This window comes from Paenibacillus sp. FSL W7-1332 (assembly GCF_037969785.1).
GTDB lineage: Bacteria > Bacillota > Bacilli > Paenibacillales > Paenibacillaceae > Paenibacillus_AQ.
On the sequence record NZ_CP150209.1, the window covers coordinates 4,476,666 to 4,497,638 of the forward strand.

At 51.6% G+C, this 20,973-nt stretch carries 17 protein-coding genes; all 17 read right to left on the bottom strand.

Annotated features, from left to right (window positions below):
* Window positions 1-11: 11 nt before the first annotated feature.
* On the bottom strand, window positions 12-968 hold the full coding sequence (locus MKX98_RS20015; RefSeq protein WP_339218047.1) for an acetamidase/formamidase family protein: 957 nt from the start codon (window positions 966-968) through the stop codon (window positions 12-14).
* 333 nt (window positions 969-1,301) lie between these two features.
* Window positions 1,302-2,315 (bottom strand): LacI family DNA-binding transcriptional regulator, encoded by a 1,014-nt coding sequence (locus tag MKX98_RS20020; RefSeq protein WP_071220441.1) that lies wholly within the window; start codon window positions 2,313-2,315, stop codon window positions 1,302-1,304.
* A gap of 101 nt (window positions 2,316-2,416) precedes the next feature.
* Window positions 2,417-3,499 carry a glycoside hydrolase family 172 protein gene (locus MKX98_RS20025; RefSeq protein WP_339218048.1) on the bottom strand — a complete coding sequence of 361 codons (1,083 nt, stop codon included), beginning with the start codon at window positions 3,497-3,499 and terminating at the stop codon, window positions 2,417-2,419.
* Window positions 3,500-3,514: 15 nt separating this feature from the next.
* Complete coding sequence (locus MKX98_RS20030) at window positions 3,515-5,533, bottom strand: hypothetical protein (protein ID WP_339218049.1); 2,019 nt, start codon at window positions 5,531-5,533, stop codon at window positions 3,515-3,517.
* Window positions 5,534-5,629: 96 nt separating this feature from the next.
* Entirely contained in the window at window positions 5,630-7,855 is a 2,226-nt protein-coding gene (locus MKX98_RS20035) for a DUF6259 domain-containing protein (RefSeq protein WP_339218050.1), read from the bottom strand.
* Between the two features lie 30 nt (window positions 7,856-7,885).
* A complete protein-coding gene (locus MKX98_RS20040; protein WP_259445214.1) occupies window positions 7,886-8,710 on the bottom strand; it encodes a carbohydrate ABC transporter permease in 825 nt (274 codons plus the stop codon).
* 21 nt (window positions 8,711-8,731) lie between these two features.
* Window positions 8,732-9,619 carry a sugar ABC transporter permease gene (locus MKX98_RS20045; RefSeq protein WP_071220435.1) on the bottom strand — a complete coding sequence of 296 codons (888 nt, stop codon included), beginning with the start codon at window positions 9,617-9,619 and terminating at the stop codon, window positions 8,732-8,734.
* Window positions 9,620-9,710: 91 nt separating this feature from the next.
* Window positions 9,711-11,111, bottom strand: a complete 1,401-nt coding sequence (locus tag MKX98_RS20050) for a sugar ABC transporter substrate-binding protein (RefSeq protein ID WP_339218051.1) — start codon at window positions 11,109-11,111, stop codon at window positions 9,711-9,713.
* Between the two features lie 73 nt (window positions 11,112-11,184).
* Complete coding sequence (locus MKX98_RS20055) at window positions 11,185-12,294, bottom strand: DUF4185 domain-containing protein (RefSeq protein WP_339224529.1); 1,110 nt, start codon at window positions 12,292-12,294, stop codon at window positions 11,185-11,187.
* Window positions 12,295-12,339: 45 nt separating this feature from the next.
* A complete protein-coding gene (locus tag MKX98_RS20060) occupies window positions 12,340-13,449 on the bottom strand; it encodes a glycoside hydrolase family 172 protein (RefSeq protein WP_339218052.1) in 1,110 nt (369 codons plus the stop codon).
* Window positions 13,450-13,664: 215 nt separating this feature from the next.
* Window positions 13,665-15,341, bottom strand: coding sequence for a ribulokinase (locus MKX98_RS20065; RefSeq protein ID WP_339218053.1), 1,677 nt, complete (start codon window positions 15,339-15,341; stop codon window positions 13,665-13,667).
* A 12-nt stretch (window positions 15,342-15,353) separates the two neighbouring features.
* Complete coding sequence (locus MKX98_RS20070) at window positions 15,354-17,150, bottom strand: L-fucose isomerase (protein WP_339218054.1); 1,797 nt, start codon at window positions 17,148-17,150, stop codon at window positions 15,354-15,356.
* A gap of 40 nt (window positions 17,151-17,190) precedes the next feature.
* Window positions 17,191-18,198, bottom strand: coding sequence for a LacI family DNA-binding transcriptional regulator (locus tag MKX98_RS20075; protein ID WP_339218055.1), 1,008 nt, complete (start codon window positions 18,196-18,198; stop codon window positions 17,191-17,193).
* Window positions 18,199-18,520: 322 nt separating this feature from the next.
* Window positions 18,521-19,369, bottom strand: coding sequence for an aminoglycoside phosphotransferase family protein (locus tag MKX98_RS20080; protein ID WP_339218056.1), 849 nt, complete (start codon window positions 19,367-19,369; stop codon window positions 18,521-18,523).
* Between the two features lies 1 nt (window position 19,370).
* Entirely contained in the window at window positions 19,371-19,937 is a 567-nt protein-coding gene (locus MKX98_RS20085; protein ID WP_339218057.1) for a hypothetical protein, read from the bottom strand.
* Between the two features lie 26 nt (window positions 19,938-19,963).
* Window positions 19,964-20,251, bottom strand: coding sequence for a hypothetical protein (locus MKX98_RS20090; RefSeq protein ID WP_220684783.1), 288 nt, complete (start codon window positions 20,249-20,251; stop codon window positions 19,964-19,966).
* 134 nt (window positions 20,252-20,385) lie between these two features.
* Window positions 20,386-20,763: a helix-turn-helix domain-containing protein gene (locus MKX98_RS20095; RefSeq protein ID WP_194543308.1), complete on the bottom strand. Its 378-nt coding sequence runs from the start codon at window positions 20,761-20,763 to the stop codon at window positions 20,386-20,388.
* Between the last annotated feature and the right edge of the window lie 210 nt (window positions 20,764-20,973).

Here is a 20,973-nt window from a genome sequence, read left to right on the forward strand (position 1 = left end):
TCTATGAAGTGTTACCTCAATGCCCCAAAAGGTAAAAATGCGTGCACGCCCTTACATGTGTTCACAATCTGGGTTACCCTTATATCGACCGTCAAGGTGGCATAGGCATATGCCTCCGTTCTTGAAATAGAGTAAAGCTCGGTCATGAGATCAAGCATCCCGCTTAATGCCATCCACATGGCTTCGTCCAGGTCCTCGTGAAACCCCATCGTGAGCCAGCCGGTACTTGTCTTGGCCCTGGGCATCGTTATGGGCATGTCGTCTCGGACATGAAAGGTTAGACTCGCCTTCTCCATGGGGCATTCCAGGGCGGGACCGCTAACTTCGCCGTCTCCCTGAGCCCCATGTCCATCCCCTGTTGAGAACAGCCCGCCATCCACCGGGATCGGCAGATACAAGGTGCTGCCGGCCGTTAATTCTTTGCAATCAAGATTTCCTCCATAAGGGCGCGGTGCAAAAGTCGTATGCTGACCTTTTTCATTCGGCGGCATGCCCATGATTCCCATAAACGGCTTCAGGCCGACGCTATACTTGAAATTTCCGAACTGGCTTCTGCCTGTCATGGTCTTGAGATCCAATTCAAAGTCCAGCGTCACTTCCTTGGCGTGGGCCATGCCCAGCTTCTCGTTCCAATAGCTCGGATAACCTCCGGCAGAGGTCCATCCCCATGATCCGGGAACGATCTCGTTGATCTGAATCTCCAATGTAAGCCCGGGTTTAGCCCCTTGAATATGGACGGGACCCAATAACGCATGCCCGAATTGCTTCTCCTGCCGCTCCGGCTTGCGCTTCGTAAACTTCATTCTCGCCGCGCCTGGGGCAGCACGTTTCTCCAGTCCCCAACCCGCATCTAAGGTTTGATACACGACAGTATCCCCAGATTGTATGTATAGGGCGGGTTCCAATTCCCTGCTGAAAAATCCATGAAGCGTATGAATATCCGGTTGTAACATATGAACCTGTGACATCCAACTTTCTCCCTTCACAGCCGTAATCAGAGTGGCCATTCCATGTCTCATATTCACTCTGTTACTTTATAAGGTATTTCAAATTACTCTTAGAGTCAATATAAAATTACTCCAAAACGTAATAATAATTACTCCAAACACAAACCATTGCCCCTTTCCGGTTGTACCATGGTTGTTCGTCGAAACACAAAAAACCGTCCACTGCGCAGATTCACTGCGAGGGACGGTTCATCTCCATGTCAGTTAAATTTTATATCAGCTAACGATGAGCGTTCATGGGAATGGTAACGGTTACTATGTGCACGGCCATTCTCACTACACACGATTCTTTATTCAAATCCTTACGCTGGAATCCCGCACGACGATCTGCGGCATCAATTTCACGGCCCGCTCTTCCCTCGGTATTCCCAACATGCGATCCATCAGGATTTGGGCTGCCTTGCGGCCGATTTCCTCCTGCTGCAAGGCAACGGACGTCAGCTTGGGATATACGCGGGAGGCAAGGTCCAGATTATCCATGCCCACAACGGCAACGTCATGGGGAATGCGAAGACCGGCTTCTTCGCAGGCCTTCATAACCCCGATTGCCATTAAATCGTTTGCGGCGACAATGCCCTCCGGATGGTCGGGCCCTTGAAGCCACGCTTTTGCCATCGCATAACCGCCGCTTTCAGTATAATCGGACTCGGCGATAAAACGCGGCAGCAAGGGGAGCCCCGCTTGCAGCATGGCATCCCGATACCCGCAGAACCGCTCATGGCCGGTCTGCTCGCTCAGATTGCCGCCCATATAGGCGATGCAACGCAGGCCTTGACGGATCAGATGCTCCGTGCTTTGCTTGATCCCGTCATATGTGTCCACATACACATAATCGAAGCGGTCATTCCCTTCCGGCGAGACATATTTATTCGTGAGCACGACCGGTGCCTGCAGCGCATTGATGGCCCCGATATTCTCTTCACCGAAATGAAAAGACACCATGATCATGCCATCGGCCACATTTTCCCGCAGGGTTTGAATTGCCTTCATCTCCTCCTGGAGCCTATGCTTGGTGTAAAACAGAATCATCAGGTAATCATGCTCTTCCAGCACCTGATTGATTCCGTTGATCATATCGAAATAAAAAGGGTTGCATATATCGGGCACGGCAAAAATAATTTTGTTGGTTTGTCTCATTTTCAGCATCTTCGCTGCATGATCGGGCGCATAGTTCATTTCCTTCGCAGCCGCCAGAATTTTGCTCTTCGTCTTGGGACTGCAGTAACCTCTTCCCGACAAGGCTCTGGACACCGTAGAAGGGGATACGCCTACCCGTTCAGCAATCGTATAAATCGTATGTTTGTCCATCCTATCCTCCATTAACAACCATGGATACGCCATATGCTCCCGCAAAAGGGTCCATGGATTCACACTATCACCTTACCGGCAGGTAAGCAATAGCTCCTCCTTTATATAACCTCCCGCTCATCATTACCCGGAAGCTCTGGAAATGGCGCATGGGGCTCGGCCTGATACCAGAACGCCGTCGATGCAATATCGCTCTGCTGCGGAAGATACCTTCCTCCGGACCTCCAGCCAAGATCCTGAATGGTTACGCGAAGATCGCTTTGAAAGCGGATTGGATCCATGACATGCCATCGATACATGCCAAAACGCTGCTGACTTCGATACAATCCGTCCGGCTTCAGCACTTGGTGCATCCCCAAATATGGCGTCGAGTAGGTTCGGTAGGTACCAATCGGCTGCTCCCAATTCCAGGCCCCGCCAAAATAATCTTCCGTTCCCGTACCGCATATGGTCGGATAATCCTGATCCCCGTCCATATAGAACTTGATCTCGCCTTCGCCCCACCAGCCGTTATTGTTCACCTGCCAGGCGAGGTAAGTCCCTACATAGTGCCCGTGTCCAGTCACCCCATCCAGAATGGTATAAACCTCTTTATAAGGAACGGGATTCGTTCTCCGCCACTGCGCGTGAAAATATGCCTCATCTTCCGGGATGTCCGTCAGTGTATAGTCAATTTGATAGTAAAGGACTGCCTTTTCCGGCGCACGGTTCTCCATTGTCAATCGGGCATGCTTGCGGAAGGGCATCTGCCAGTAGCTGTTCATGCCGCCGGCCGGATTCACGGCAACCGGAATTGAATTGACATCGCTGCGCTCGCCCCATCCGTTACAGAACAAATCACCGACGGGCACCTCAACTGAAGGTTCCTGCTCATCGTCCCAATACATGCGGATAATCAGATTGCGCCACAGCGTCGGATGACAAGTAAGCCAGATATGCTGAATCGCCCCGGGACCCTGAATGTCACCCATCGTAAACGTTTCTCCCGGTAAAATCTCCACGGAAGGGGAGACCTTCCAGCCTACGCCCAAATCACTGGAAGCCGCTGCGCCCGTGCCGTCGGTGGCCATGCCGCCCTTTCCTTTTTCACCGGTAAAATTCTCCGCGCTGATGGATCTTGTCTGCGCATTGGACAGCCGAGATAAATTTCCGAGGTGCATATTAAGTCCATTAAAGTTCATCATCTGTTATCGCTCCTTTTAGTATGTGATATCGTATCCGTACCGCTCTTTCAACGTTTGACCCAGACGGTCCTTAATCCGCAGGTAAGCCTCAGCTGCCGCACCGTTCCCCCAATCGAAGATGGTGAATGTCCCCATGCCTCGCCCCTCCTCGTCCACAACACCATCATGACCGTAATTCTCCATCATGAAGCCGTAATCCTTCTCGTTAAAGAAAGGATACGCCCGCTCCCACTGCTCTTTTGTTTTTTCGTTTTCGGGACAATACATCATGACGAACGAGGCCTGCAAAGCGGCTAACCCGCGCTCAATATATTCTTTTCGGTCCAACTCCACGCCATATTGCAGAATCAGCTCAGCAAACAGGCTTTGCCGGGCATCATTCCATTCCCCGTCGCAGTTCATGACGCCGAATCCGCCCACTACGTCGACGTACAGATAGGGCGGCTGCCAGGAAGCCTGCGTCATCAGCATTTCATCCAGCACACGTTGACCAACGATCATATATCGTTTGTCACCGTTTGTTTTATACATATGGTATAACGCTTCCGCCGTCCAAAACATGGAGAAATTGCACTGCTTGAACATGTTATTCCTAGCCACTTTGTTGCCTGGAAGCTCATCGCGCCCATAACCGCAGCAGGACCAATACGTCTCGAAATCCTCCCACCTGCCGGTCGGCACGATCTCCTGGATAACAACCTTAAGCGCCTGCTCTGCCGCTTCCATGTATTTGGAATCCGGGCGCAATTGGTGCAGCTTAAGCAAAAACGTGACGGAGAGCGACGTTTCCGGGGACTCCCGAAGGATATCCAGCGGTGCTAACGTATCCTGATCCAGCCAGGCTGGAAAATATCCCTTCTCGTCCTGGAGGGCCACGAGCGCATCCGCATAGCGCGCGGCATATTCCAACAGCCTTGGATCCGGCTCAAGCTCATCATGCCATCGAAGCATGAGCAGCGCCGTCCAGCTCATATCCAGCACATGATAAGGCGCTGCAGCGATCGCCCCCCAAGGATCGACCGGGTTGCGATTGGAATTTCCCCAGAAGGCTAACGCCCAGCTCCCGGACCGATTGACCTGCTGTCCATCTACCATCACCCGCTTCATCTCCGTCGCGATGACGGCGGGAAAGAACCCGCCTCGCTGCGGGGCCGCCAGCGCAAGCTCCTTCATAAGCATTGCCTTGCGAACCAGCTCCGGATCGTTCTGTTCCTTACCGTATCGGTAGATGCCTTGAGCCGAGCGAAGGGAGCTGAACCAGGCCTGATTCCAGATCGATCGGCTCTCCCTTTCGTTGGGCACGCCCGGATAATTCGGACTTTGACTCACATCGGCAATGAATACCGGTGCCCCTATGTTCCGTCCGTCCCATTCGAATTCCTGCCATACCGTGTCTTTCCAATGCCGAAAAGCCCATTCATAAGCATGCTTTACATAGCTATCTAGGCGGACCTCTCCATCGATCGATTGACTGAATTGGGCATGGCCCCATCGATCCCATAAAAACTGCAGCAACGGTCGCCAGGGGTTCAATCCGGCCTGATCATGATCCGCCATTTTCAAATAGAAACCGAAGCGTATCGTTCCTGAAGAATATGAGGCCCCATTCACCTTCTCAAACAGCACATGCTCGCTTACCCGAGTTCGGCTCATTCCCAAGACAAGCAGGTTATTAGGGGCATCCAGGTCCATGTACCAACGAGCGTCTGCATCCTTCGTGATCAGATCCAGATCCGGTATGAGCATGAGCGTCCTTGTATCGTCATGAACGATGAGCGCGGGCGAACGAAAGCAATGCTGGTCCATCACATGACGGGAAGTCGGCGTTAAATGAGGCGCCCAGTGAAAATGAGGCAGGAATGCCGGCTCCAAACGCATCTGCCAGTCATCCTGTTGAATCGTCTGCTCCAGCTCGAATGTCAGCACGCAGTGGATCGTCTCTTCATCCAGCTGATACAGACTTACCTCTGGCGCCGTTTGCCCGATATCGTCGTAAACCCATTGCTTCACAAAAGAATCCGGTAATCGTTTCATGGATGTCTCCCTTCTCCCCGTTATCCGACTATTTGGTTTACCGTCAAATCTTATCACGCCAAAATTCATCCATTATCTATATTCTCGAGTTCAAGGCTAGGTCAACTCCAGCATCGCGATGCTTCGGGCTGGAAGCGAGAGCAAGCGCCGATCATCTTGCTGCGGATCGCAATCTACGGTCTGCTCTCCCGTAAGCATGTACAGCCGCCCGCTCACTGCCGTTTTCCCGTAGTCTTCCGGTCGTAGATCTATACGTATCGTTTGCTCCGCTTCGCTCACATTCGCAAAGAACAAGCCAACATCGCCTTGCTCATTCTGCCATGCCGCATGGATAACGGAATCGGTCAGCAATACTCCTGCATTGTTATATTCCGGCGTTTCCTTGCCATGGTTATAGTGAAACCATTTCATAGAAGCCTGCGGGCTGTCGAAGGAGAGGGGCCGAAGCATGGTCCCATACGACCAGTACGTCTTCGCCGCTCCGGTCCGAAGCCGTGCATAAAGCGCCAAATACTCGGCCCGCTTCGTCGAAAAGGCATACCCGCGAGGATCAAACGGGTAGTAATGCTCCTCCGCCGGATTTTCGATCCCGTCCAGCGCCTCCATCGGACTGTATTCGTAATTCAATTCGTATACACCGCCCCAGAGATACGTGCGTGCCACCGTAAAATAGTACAGCTCCCCAATTTCCTCTGTCAGCTTGCCCCAGCCGTCCAATCTCAGCGCTCCGTACTCATGATACACGTATGTGAACATCGGGATCAGGCGGGCATCGCCTGACTTAAGCAGCTCCCGGATCGGCCAGCCTTCAAGCGGCGCTGCGGGCTGCCCTCCGGCCCGCGCCTGATAGTAGTCGATCAGATCGAGCATCGTCTCATTGATCATCTCGGTGCCCATAGGGATGTAACGTTCCGCGATTTCGTACATGGCCGCCTTCGTATCCGCATAGTTCCGCCGGTAGGCCTCCTCGATGATCCTGCCGGCTCCCACCGGATGACCATGGTTTTCATCCATGCAGACCTTTAGAATGTTGTTGGCGGAGATATCATAGTAAATCGCATCGATATCGTCGCTTCGCTGCAGCGCCGCATCCCGTTTTACATGAAAATCATGGGTATACGGATGTGCCGGACAGAGGAACGGGAAGCGGTAGGCATCCACGCTTTTTTTCAACTCGGGAAATTTCTGCTCGGCTTCCTTGCCAAGCTCTCCGTCGGCTCCGTCAAAATGGTACAGGTAATCGAACTCGAACGGGGCGAAGCGATGGCCCAGCTTTCGAATCAGAGCGATGTTCTCCGGGTTGAACCGGGTCGGGAACCAATCGTCATATCCTCCCGGCACGCCGCTGCCGAACGTCTGCGGCCGATGCGTCCAGTCGGGGCCTAGAATGTGAAACATCGGCGTTCCGATGCTGTCATGATATTTCTGAATCCAGGCCGTGCGGTCCGATCCCGCATTGATTCCGAAGGTTGCTGCTCCCATGTCCTCATGCAGCCATTGACTGCCCTCCTTCGCAGCCCTGCCCGAAAGCTTGCCGCGTGAACACCACTTCTGCCTTACGGCCCAGCTCTTGTATTGGTCAGCAGCTTCGTACCATCCGCCTCCAGACAGAAGCGACACCTGTACCGGGTAATGAGGCCGTATCCCTTTGCCGGGTCCCATATCGCTGCAGCCATGGATCACGGAGGCTTCCAGCATGCCATTCCCGTTCTTGTAGAAATTCAGCCATTTCGGATGGCCTTCACCGTCCAGCGCCGCGAAATACAGCCCGCCCCTGCCCTTGCCGTAGTAGGTAAAGAACTGCATCGTCGCCCCCGAGAAGCTTTCCGGGTACGGCATAAAACGAAACCCGATCCCGTCCGTTTCAAAAACCTTCATCGGGTTGTTAACTTCAAATCCGGTCGCGAAGGGATGAGCGATATAATCCTCCTCGCCATCCTCCGTAATCGTGGCCATGTTCGGGACAATCGGATATTCCAGGCTTAGCACCCTGTCTTCCGAGTGGTTATCAACCCCGCATTTGAATTCAATACCGTTCTCTTCCGCCGTGAGTGTTACGGACGAGGTTACAATCATGCCTTCCTGCGTGTGCCAGCATAATCGAACTTGATTATGCCCGGATGCGGCACGTTCCCGGCTCCATTCAAACTTTTGAAAAGAACTGCTAAACCCCGCGTCTGTCTCAAGTCGAAACGGATCCGTACGGCCACGACCCGAGTCCGCGATGTAATCGATCCCCTTTAAGCGATCGCGAACGGCTTGGATCGTTCCGTTATGCTCGCTGATCTCAACCCGAATGTGTCCGTTCTCAATGATAATCATACGCCACCTCCACTTTTTGGCATTGAAACGCTATTTCAATCCGGAGATTTTGATTCCTGAAATGATGTGCTTCTGGAAGAAGAGGAACAGGACAATGGTCGGCAAACAGGAAAGCGCCGATCCGGCCATCAACATGCCCATTTCCGTTGCACGCTCGGAACGGAAGGTGTACAAATACTGCATAATCTGAAACAGCTCCGGGTTGGTAATCGTCATCGTCGGCCATACGAAGGAATTCCAATAGGCCAAATAGGAGCCGATGCCTACAATGACAAAGACCGGGAACGACATGGGAATGAATATATGGGTAAAGATCTTGGTCCTGCCCGCTCCGTCGATCAGCGCCGCCTCTTCCAGCGCCATAGGGATATTCAGATAGAATTGGCGGATGAAGAACATATGTCCCGCAGAAGCGATCCCGGGCAATACGAGCACAGCAAGCGTATCGAGCATGCCCATCTCATTCACCACGATGAAAGAGGTCAGCAGGATCGCCATGCCGGGAATGAACATGGTGATGATGACGTAGACCCACAGAAACGTCTTGAACCGAAATTCGAGCCTGGCGAAGACGTATGCCGCCGTAGCATTAACGGCCAAGCTCAGCGCTGCAAATAATACCGCCCCCCCGAATGTGACGAGCATCGACTGAATGAAGGCCGAATCGCCGAGAATGTCCGTATAATTCTGAACCATCCACTTCTTGGGGAAGAATCGGAACGGCGTGGCAAGCACCTCCGCCTTGTCTTTGAACCCGGCGATGATGACCCACAGCAGCGGGAACAGAGCCATAATTGTCACCAGACCGGTCAAAAGTGTCATCAATGTTTTCTGAACTCCGTTGAACGTTTTCATCAAGTTATCCTCCTGTCTTCCCTAACCGTCGATCGCTTTTTCCGAATTCAATACTCTGAAGATGATGGCCGAGATGCTGCCCAGAACCACGAACAACAGCAGCGATGCCGCGATGGAATTGCCGACCATGACGTCGTTGCGGAAATGGTTCAAGATATACAGGTTCGGCGTTGTGGTCTCGCTGAGCGGTCCGCCTCCCGTCATTACGAGGGACAGCTCGAACTGTGAGATTTGCGCCGTAAATCCGGTTACGAGCAGATACAGAATCACATTGCGCATGAGCGGAATCGTGATGTACCACATGCGGACAAAGGTGCCCGCTCCCTCCAGTTCCGCAGCCTCATAGTAGCTCTTCGGAATATCGTGAAGACCTGCCAGCATGATCAGCGTTGTGAGACCGAAGCCCAGCCATACGGCAGGAGCGGCGATGCTGGGCAGCGCCGTAGCCACATCCGCAAGCCAAGCTTTCGGCTCATATCCGAACAGTCCGATGATATAATTGGCTAAGCCGCCGGCATAATCGAAGATAAAGACGAAGATGACCGATGCCACAATCCCGGAAATGATGGTTGGGATGTACACGGAGGTCTTCACGACGCTTGCGAAGCCGGAGCCCAGGTTCTTAATGATGTTGGCGAACAGAAATGAGAGAATCAGCATCGTCGGAACGACCATAAGGGCAAACTTGAGCCCTACCCAGATGGACTGGAGAAAGAGGTCATCCGTCAGCACCATATAGAAATTCTGTAAGCCCACAAAGGTGGAATCCTGGTAGAAGCTCCAATTATAGAAGCTCACTCGCAGGGCATAGAAGAAAGGTATGATGACAAAGATCGTTAGCAGGATGACGATGGGTGCGAGAAGCAAATAAGCCACTCCGTTATCCTGCCGGAAATTTTTCTTAAACATGTAGAGTCACCACCATGACCTAAGGATGAGGCAGCCATCCGAAATCGGATATCCGTATTTGAAGGGTTGATCCCCGATGGCCGCCTAAGCGCTAATTTTTCGGATTTGTGCCGGCAAGCTTGTTTTTGGTAATGAAATCGTTAATATCCTTCTCCGCTTTCTCCAGCGATTTGTCCACTGACGTTCCTTTCATGGCGTACTCAATGGAGGTGGCGAGCGCGAAGCTGATGTCCCATGGATAGATTGGCTCCGCTTGGGAGTATGGTATGATCTGTTCGGAGACCAGCGAACGCCATGCATCCTTCGATGCATCCGGATCGGACTTCATCGCTTCGTCCACCGATTTGCGCGGGGAGAACTTGGAGAATTGGGACGTCTTGAAAAAGTCGATCATGATGCTCGGATCACCCGCGAGGAGGTATGAGATGAAATCGGCCGATTCCTGCGGATGCTTGGATTTCCCGTCAACTGCCAGCGACCAGCCGCCGAGCGTTGCCGTCGGTTTCGTCAAATCGCCGTCCATCGATGCCATTGGTGCGATCCCTACTTTACCAACCATATCTTTATAGGTGTTGCGAAGCTGCCCGATTGCCCAGGATCCGCAAATCTGGATGGCAATCTTGCCCTCGCCGAAAGGCTTGATATCCGCATATCCGGCCAGAGCCTGCTTCGGCATGACGCCGGACTGGTAGGCTTTTTGGTAAAAATCCAGGAGCGCCTTGTATCCTTCATTATTCACGTCCGCTTTGGACCAGTCCTCCGTCACCGCAAGATGTCCTGCCGCGTTGTACTGCAGTCCCCAGCTCGACCAGCCCAGATCCGGAGCCGTTTGCGCGATCGATAATCCGAACACGCCTTTCTTGGTCAGCTTCTGAGCCGTCTCCAGAAGCTCCGTCCACGTGGTCGGCGGCTGATTCGGATCAAGCCCGGCTGCCTCAAACATGTCTTTCCGATAGAACATCACGGCTGACGGTTCAACGAGCTTCGGGTAAGCGTAGTACTGACCGTTGACGGCTACAAAATCCTTCATGTTGTCGTACAAATCATCGAATGCCGCAGAATCCATCAAATCGTTCAGCGCCATAAGCTGACCCGTCTTTGCCGCGTTGGCCACATTGCCGTAGTTGATCGTTCGGATATCCGGCGCTTTCCCCGCGGCTTGCGCTGCCTTCATCTTCTGGTCCCAAACGTCAGCCGGAACAATCGTCAGCTTCACTTCGACTTCGCTTTGGGATTTGTTAAATTCGCCGACCCATTTCTTGAACCAGGCATCGGTGGTATCCTCGAATTTTTGCGCCCAGAAATCAATCACTACTTTGTCGCCGGCGCCGCCTCCGTTGTTTACGCTTTCATTTTCCGGTGGATTGCTTAATGCTCCCCCTCCGGGACCGCCGGATCGTCCGCCGCAGCCTGTAATGAACAGTACGAGAACCAGAATTACGGAGAACAGAACACGCCAGGATTTGAAGCTGATGGTTGTTTTCTGCATCATGAACCCTCCTTATAATGGATCAAACTATTTAAATGCGATTCGCATTTAAACCGAACATGAATTGAATCCGTTTTCATTTTTCCAGCGAGGCTTTAAACCAGAAGACGTTGTATGGATCCCATAAAGACAAGGTAAAGTAGATCGTTTGCCCGTCATTCTCGGTATACCGCTCATTCATATAGGGACCGTACAGTCCCGGATAATCCTCGGCTCGGACCAAATCCAGAGGCTTGCCCCATGGTCCCCATGGCGTTATGCCTTCACGTATGACAACACCCCTACCTTCCTTCAGATATGTCATCAGCCAGCGTTCCAGATAAGCATTCCATACAACCGAAAGCTCGCCTGCCGTGTCATCCACCACTTCTATTGCATCCTCCATATCGGTGCTCCACTGGGGATTGCCGTCAGCATCCACGCCGCTAAAATACTCGTACTTGGACTGCTTCTCGATGTGCTCCTCCCCCACCTTCATAAGCTGAACGCCGCCAAAGCGCCCGGCTGGAATACCCCAGAAATAAATGTTCGAACCGCCTGCGTCATTCTCCACCTTATAGGAGCTTACCTGAATGAAATTGCCATCCCCCGGCCAACGGAGCTGGTCCTGCAGCTCCCAGGTTTCTCCGTTATCAACCGATTTGGCGACGCTGCTGTAATTGGCGTCCCACTTCCCCGGATCTCCCCAATGTTTGACCGACATGTAGTACAAATACAACGCACCTCCTGCCGCAATGCCGTGGGTCGGGATTTTCGTCATTTCTTCGTAGTCGATTTTGGCGGAGGGCAGCAGTTCCTTGGCCGTTCCGAATTCATCCGTCACCATGCCTTCAAATGTGATGCCGTCAGCCGCCTCCGCATCCGTTGTATAGGCCATCGTATTGGAGCGCCAGTAGCTGCCTCCTCCGCCAGTCTGTCCTGGCTCCCTCTCGCCGAACGTATCCCCGAACACGAAGTAAGTTCGTTCCCCGTCGTTCATCATGGAACCGAGGTCGGTCCCGTACACCGCGTAACGATCCGTGCGATTAGGCGATGGTTCGCCGGTCAATTGCGTTATTTGTTCCAGGCCGGTTATGCCTTTTAATAAAAACTCCTTATCTGCTCCATCAAGCTGGGGATTCACCTTGCTGCCGTTCGTGCAGCCGCAGAGCAGTAAGATTAGGCCGGCAAGCAAAGCCGTTTTCACCCTCAAGCTCATCTCCCCTTTCGATTCGATATCCCACCCTTGATATCAAGGGTTAGAATGGCCGAAGATCTGTTTCATGCTGGCAGGGTTAAGCGGCTTGATATCCGGCAGAGGCAATCGGTTATCGACCTTCGGCAGTTTCGGGAAAGGGCGATGCGGTTCTGCCTGATACCAATACGCCGTTGAGGAAACATCGTCGCTACGATGATTGTTATGGCCGTGCTCAATCGTAACCTTGATGCTGCTCTCGAACATGATCGGGTCCAGGATATGATAACGGTACGTGGAGATTTTGCCGCTCCAGTTCGGTCCCCCTCCCAAAATAATGCCATGATACGGGGTGCACACCTCCTGCTGCGGACACCAAGCCGTGTTGAAATAATCCTCCATGCCCGTTCCGTGCAAGGTCGGAGGCCACGGTTCCCCATCGATGAAGATCATGTCGTCGCCTTCGCCGTACCAGTTCCATTCCCGCGTATCGCGCAGGTTGTGGACATTGAAGTTGCAGCCGATGTAATGGCCCTTTCCGACCGCGTCCAAAATGACATAGTTGCCGCTGCCGGTCGTATTCTTGCCGCCGAATTCGTAGAAGGCGTTGTCCACCCCGGTGTCCGGAATACCGTCGGTCGGATTTTCCCGGTGCCACTGGGCATGGAATCTCAGCTCCTCCTCAGGCAGCTTATCGTAGGACTCATAATCCACATAGAAATAAAATTTGATTGGATGCTCCGCCTCGCTCTCAATCGTAATGCGGGCTCCATCCGCATACGGCATACGGAAGAAGCTGTTGAATGCCTTGCCGTCCTCGGGACTCATCATCAATGCCGCTGACGTATAATTTTTGGTGAGCCCGTGCCCCATTCCGAAAAAATCGCCAATCGGCGCTTCCACGCTGGGCTCCGTCTCTTGGTCCCAGTACATGCGGAGAACGATTTTTCGCGGCAAATACAATTCCTCCGCAGGGACGTCGCTGGCCATTGTCATCCAGATGTGAGTGATGGCGCCAGCGCCCGGAATGCTGCAAATTTCGGTCAGATCGCCTGGGTTGATGGAGAAGTAGTCTTTATTGCCTCCAGAACGGTCGTAGCTGGATTCCCGTTTTCTTTTTCCGGTTCGGGTAAGGCTGAGTGAAGATAATGCTGCTTGATGGTCCATGAATGATTCGCTCCTTTTTGGCTTGCGGATGATAGTTGAACGTACTTCGTAATGTCGTTTCACAAATTGTGACATCGATTGCAGAATTAGTTAATACGGAATGCAGATCTTTCCAGAACCTGCATTCCCAGTTTATGAGTCCAATGCTACCCGGCGATATTTCGTCGTGGCCAGACGTTTATTTAGGCGTTTTTTTTAGGCGTTCAATCTTTCATTCATTCCGGTGATTTTCCGCTCTTTAATGCTTTCAAGCGTTTCAACACCCCGTTTTCGCCTCTTCCCAAATAATCATGAAGTCCTTTATATTCCTTGTATAATTGATCATATACACGCACGTTGGCCTCAATCGGCTTAAAGGTCTCTTCACGAACACGAGCTATGGCTTCTGCTGCCTCTACGATGCTCTCAAAGCCTCCCCGCTCTTTGCCTGCCGCAACGGCGCCGAACATAGCTGCTCCAAAGGCAGCCGTCTGGACGGTATCCGCTACTTTGATTTCCTTGCCGGTAACGTCGGCATAGATTTGCATCAGCAGCCGGTTTCGCTGCGGCAATCCGCCGCAAGCATAGAGCTCCTGGACTTCAACGCCGCTTTCGGTAAAGGCTTCGATGATCGCTCGCGTTCCGAAGGCGGTAGCCTCCAGAAGCGCCCGGTATATTTCCTCTGGCTTGGTCTGCAGGGTCAATCCAAGGATGACACCGCTCAGATCGGCATCCATCAGTACGGAACGGCTTCCATTCCACCAGTCGAGAGCCAGCAGGCCGGTTTGGCCAGGCTCATATTGTGATGCTCCCCTCTCAAGCCACTCATGAATGCCGAGACGATCTTCGGCAGCCTTGCGTCTTACATATTCCGGCACTGCCTCTTCCACATACCAGGCAAATATATCGCCAACGGCCGATTGTCCTGCCTCATACCCGTAATAACCGGGGATGATCCCGTCCTCGACGACACCGCAAATCCCTTCTCCCGTCACTTCCTTGTCGCTTAATATCAAATGACAGGTAGAGGTTCCCATGGCGAGCACCAGTTTACCCGGAGTTACGACACTGACGGCCGGCACCATGGCATGGGCATCGATGATGGCTACGGCTACCGCGGTTCCTGGCAGAAGCCCGGTTATAGCTGCCATCGAGTCGGTTAATCCGCCAGCTTTTGAACCCAGTGGCTTGATTGGGCCTCGCAGCTTCGCCTCCACAAGGGTCCCGAACCTCGGGTCAAGCGACTGGAGGAACTCCTTGGACGGATATCCATCCCGTTTATGCCAATTGGCTTTATAACCTGCGGTGCAGCTGCTCCGTGCGAGCTGACCGGTCAATTCCATGACCACCCAATCGGCAGCCTCCATAAACAGTACAGCGTGCTCATACAACTCGGGAGCTTCATTCAGAATCTGTAAAGACTTCGCAAGCATCCACTCCGAGGACAGCTTCCCTCCGTAGCGTGCAAGAAATTTCTCCCCTCGCCGCTTAGCGGCCTCATTAATCAGGTTCGCTTCATCCTGAGCCGCGTGATGCTTCCACAGCTTTACCCAGCTATGCGGATTGTCCCTCCATTCCTCGAGCATGCACAGCGGAGTCCCCCCGGCATCCAGCGGCATCATCGTGCATGCCGTGAAGTCGATGCCGATCCCGATGACTTGATCCGGAGATACGTTAGCCTCCGAGAGCACGCGCGGGATGGATTGCCGAAGCACCTCTATGTAATCATCTGGATGTTGCAGCGCCCAATCCTGCCCCAGCTTCAAACCCGAGTGGACCAGCACCTCGTCCATGACTCCATGCGTGTATGGCGTCACATGGGTAGCAACTTCTCGCCCGGTCGTGATATCAACCAACAGAGCTCTGCCCGATTCCGTACCAAAATCCACGCCAATGGTGTATAACTGCTTCATGTTATCTGCCTCCTATTTGTACAAAGGACCGTAAGCTGCGCATGCCCGGTAATCGGCCGAGACCGGTTCCAGTCCGCCAAAGGCGGTCCAGGCGCTTGGCCGGAATATCCGTTCCTCCGGAACGTTGTGCATGCATACCGGAATGCGGATCATTGATGCCAAGGTGATCAATTCCCCGCCGATATGCCCATAACTCATAGCGGCATGGTTGGATCCCCAATTGCTCATCACGGTATATACATCCCTGAACAGGCCTTGACCGGTCAGATTCGGTACGAACCAGGTCGTCGGCCATGTAGGATCACTTCGCTGATCCAATATATCGTGTACCGCGTCCGGCAGCTCAACGGTCATCCCCTCGGCGATATGAAGGACCGGTCCAACACCCGCAACCCTATTTATTCTCGCGATCGTTACCGGCATACCTTCCCGGGTCGTAAAGTCGGTTGAGAAGCCACCCCCGCGGAAGAAATCAATAGCCGGAAACCATTTGACCGCATCGAGGCAGTCCTGAACTTCCTGCTGTGTGATTTCCCAGAAAGGCTTCATCGCCGGTCTGTCGTCCTTTGTCTGCCTTCCCGTCCCGTCAAGGGCAGCAGGCCCGGAATTGATCAGGTGGATCACGCCCTGCGCCGCAATTCCCTCAAGCTGATACCCGGTTACACGCTTTACGGCTTCCGGGCTCCAGTATGTACGAACATCCGCAAATACCTGCGCTGCATCCGTGAGAAGATGTCCGAACAGCATCGTAATCCCATTCAGATTGTCGTTCTCCGTTGCGACCATGTAGGGCTCTCTCAGACCATTCCAATCAAAGGATGAGTTCAGTATAGCCTCCATGAAATCCCCGGTCGGAAAATAATCCGTCCAGGCACGTTGTCCTTGAAAACCTGCAGCCAGCGCATTTCGCCCGAGCGCTTCCTCTCCGTATCCCATTTCCGCCAGCTTCGGATTACCCACCATCAAATCGCGCGCGATCAACGCCATCTTCGCGACGGTCTCCCAATCCTGCTGCTTCTGCTCATCGGTTCGCTTCAAATGCTCCGGATTGACGTCCGCCCCAGGCTTGCAGTTTTCTTTAATCCAGGAAAGCGCCCGCTCATATTCGTCATGATCGTAAATTTCCAGCTCGATTCGTCTTACGAATTCCGTCATATCCACATATTCATTGCGCATCCCAAGATACTTCTGGAAAAAATCCTCGTCGACGATACAGCCCGCGATTCCCATAGATACTGTGCCCATCGACAGATACGAAGTCCCCTTCATGGTCGCTACGGCAAGGCCAGCCTTTGCAAATTGCAAAAGTTTCTCCTCTACGTCAGCCGTAATTTCGGTATCGCCGATATCCTGCACATCCCGACCATAGATAGAGAAAGCCGGAAGTCCCTTCTGATTATGCGCGCCAAGAGCTGCTGCCAGATACACGGCACCGGGGCGCTCCGTTCCGTTAAATCCCCAAATAGCTTTCGGCCTTGTCGGATGCGTATCCATCGTTTCCGTTGGATAACACCAGGAGGGAGTCACCGAAATGGAAAGACCGACATTCTCCCTGGCAAATTTCTCCTCCGTACGTGCGGCTTCGGCTACGCCTCCAATGCAGGTGTCAGCCATCACGCATTCTACCGGCAGCCCGTTGCTATGCCTTAGCCGTTCGGTAAGCAGACGCGCCGTTCGCTTCGCCATATCCATCGTTACGTCCTCCAGCGATTCCCGAATGCCTCCCCTCCGACCATCTACAACAGGTCGTATACCAATCTTCGGCAGCTGATTCTGCAATCGATTGCAGTTGTGAGTTTGATATTGCATCGTCCTCATCCTCTCTGTTTTTAGAGCGGCAGCATATGAATCAATCCAACTGTTTCACTTCATTGCTGTAAATCGCTATTTCAGGTTCAGACAGCGGGGCCTCATCGCGAATTCGACGCAGAAGAATCTCGCCGGCTTTGATCCCCATGTCATAGGGATGCTGCTCCATATAATAGAGTCCCGATTCCTTGAGTAATGGACCAGCCTCTACTTCACCGAAAGAAGCTACGGCCATATCGGCCGGAATCTTTAGACCGCAACGCACAATCTCAAGCAAAACACCGAGACTCATGCGGTTATTCAGGGATATAACCGCAGTTGGCCTTCTTCCCCCTGCCAGAAAATGCTGTATCGCGCGGATTCCATCCTCCGTAGAAAAGTCTCCATTGTACACCATGGGTTCCTCGTTCAGACCGTATTCCTTCATTGCTTTCCGGACACCTTCAAGACGTTCCCTTCCTGTGCTGGATCTCGTCGGTCCATTTACTACACCAATAACCGTATGACCATCCTCAAGCAGCTTCCGGGTCAGGCGGGATGCGCCCTCGGTGTTGTCCTCGGCTACCAGATCGAGAGTCAAACCCGCTTCCGGCGAGTCCGGCTTCCGGTCTACGAGAACAATCGGCATTTTGGAATCCGCCAGCTGCTTGATCGCCGGATCATTGCCGCCCGACGTCGCCAGTACGACGGCGTCCACGCGCTTTTCCTGCATAAGCTTAAGCAGTCGTCGTTCCTTGTCCGGATTCTCATCCGAGCTGCAGAATATAAGCTGAAAGCCTTCTTTGCCTACAATGTCCTCAATACCTCTGGAGATCCCCATAAAATAAGGGTTGGAAATATCAGGAACAATAACCCCGATCATATAGGTCCGGTCCTGCTTCAGACTGCGGGCGATGGCGCTTGGACGGTAATTCAATTGGTTCACCGCCGCCATCACTCGCTCTTTAATTTCATCGCTTACATAATCGCTGTCGTTCAGCACTCTTGAAACGGTTGCCGTGGATACTTCTGCTGCCGCTGCTACTTGTTTAATCGTTGCTTTTGCCAAACATTGTTCACCTCAAAACGTCATGATTCCGCTATGTAATCGATTACGTAAACGATTACAATCACAGATTACAAGAAGGGACATGCTTATGTCAACCCTATTTTTTAAAACTTCAAAAGAGAATTGTACTCGACTTTTTGCATAACTCTAACTTATCTCATTCTTGGGCGATTGGATGGCTTATCACGCTGCTTCTAATATAGAAAAAAGCCCCTTACCATTATGCAAGGTGGCTTCAGGGGGCTCCGTGTACAGCTGTAATATTTCACGAATCTATCTCTGTCTTGCATTTGGGAACCTGGCTGGTCATTTGGGATCAAACTTAAAGAGCCCTGATATTTAAATACGTGTTGCTCTTCAATATCGACCTTACCCTAGCGATCGTATCCTTTCTAATGGGAGGGTGGTCCACTCTGCTAAGCAAAACCCAGCGCAGACACGCAATGGCTTCAAACAGCTCAAGCTCAGCGGCTTCGTAACGGTTCTCGGCACAAAATGCAACACGGTAAAAGGACGCTTGCTTCTCGCTTACATATATCCACATTAAGATAATCGACCATGCGATATCATATCGGGGATCGCCCATTTGGACATTCGTCCAATCGATCACGGTCAGTTTGTTTTCATGCTCAAGAATATTGCCAAGGTGATAATCGCCATGGATGATACATTCTTGTTTCATATGTGCACGCTCAACAAGCTCCATCAATGGATGTTGGATATCCGGGAACTCATCCATTCGAGGATAAAAATAAGAGACGAAATCATACCTCGGCAGCCCGAAGCCGTTCAGGCTATCCAGGGGCAGCTTATGTATATCCATTAGCGTTTTCGCAAGCTTTACTAGTTTAGACTGATTGACTATTTGTACGGGCGTGCCGTCGTAACTGGTCAGCATTACTGGATTGCTATTCCGGTCTGTCCCCCAGCCCACAGGCTTCGATACGGCCCTTCCATGCGAATACAATGCATTCAATATTCGATACTGCATTTGAACGTCGGGTTTGGACGTTTTATTCCAAACCTTTAGTACGTAGTCTGCCGATGGCGTGACGATCTTCGCCACCTCTGCTTCCAGACCGGACTCTAACGGGATGACTTGAATTGCAGGTTCATGTTCCAACAATAGCTCAAGCGTCTCGCTTTTCTCCAACCAAATGATTTCCCGCAAATTACGTTCCTCCGTCATGATGCAACGACTCGATCGTTGCGAAAATATGAGAATAAACAGCCTGGACATGGGTCTCATTCATTACACCGTTGTATAAACCGTAACCCCAATGCTCCGCATCCTTGCCGTAATAACCGGTTGCATACATATCCGTTGAAAGATCCGGAACCTCATCGTAAGACAATTCTTCGACCGTGAAGGGGACATGAGATTTTTTAGACTCAATATAGAAAAAGGGAACTTCAGCCTTATTATACACTTCTGTATACTTAGGCTCAGAAGCTTCCATCAAATGTTCTTTTGTTATGAATATGGCGTCCAGCTCCGCGGAAAGGTCTAGATCCTCTAGCTGCTGAAACGTAACTTCTTTAAAACCCACATGCCCCTTCTCCCTGACTTGCGGTGTTTCTCCGATCACACCAATGACGAGGCTTCTACCTTCATATAGGGGCGTATCCATCGAATCTCGTTGAGCATTGCCATTTATCAGGATAACAAATACGAGTAATAGGACCACTATCATTCTTATCTTCATGAAAATCTCCTTTGGCAAATTTCCCTTTCTCACCAGCGCATTCCATATCGCTTATCCCATTACTCTTTCTTTTTTATACTTTTTCCTAGCGACAACAACATGTGCAGTATCCAATAAATCACCAATACATTGAAAAAATAAGACAGCAGTTGAATGTGAACGCCCTTAATAAACCAGGGACTGCTATCCATGTAATCCGGATAATACTTGATAAAGAATCTAAACGGAAATCCATATTCGATTCGGGGTGCACCCTCACCCTCCGCCCATATTTTACCTGGGAACACAAGGATGGTAAACAGAGCCAGCCATGCCGAGATATTAAATATGCTCTTGTCTATTCTCATACGATCACCTCCATATTCCAATAACTCCATATTATGTGTTTTCCAAAGCTTGGTAAACACTTATCTTAACCTTGAACACATAGCTGTACAACAAAAAAACCGCGATCAACGCGGTTTTCATGAGTTTCGTTTATCTATTTCTCTGCTGAGAAACTTGCTTTTCCTAAAGGAGTCCGATGCATTCTCCTAGATGCTCCCCAATCATGTATCACATTTAGGACCTCTTCAAATTCTCTACCTTGGTCTGTCAATGAATACTCCACGGTAACCGGCATAGTCGGCAATACCTGACGGCTAATGATGCCGTTTTGCTCCAGATGCCTCAGAATCACTGTCAATGATTGCGTGCTGATATTGCCCAAACTCCGACGCAAGCGGTTAAACCGCTGGGGACCATCATGCAGTTCACCGATTACGTGAACCGCGCGTTTCACTGCCACTATTTTTAAAACCTCGCCGATAACCTCCGTACATGCCTCATAATCCTCACGATGCTCTGAACGATCGCTCAAGTCATCACCACCCTAACGTAAAGTAAGTTGGTCTATATTAAATGATCTAATCAATAAATATTGCCTACTGTTATTGTTGATTTAGAGTCATTATAATTTGGCACATAGCTGTGATCAAGGTGCAAACTGGAATACTGCATCACGTATCACCTGGAATCGCGCGATTCTCTTTCTGAATGGGGTCACATATCCGGAGATGTGACTTCGAAC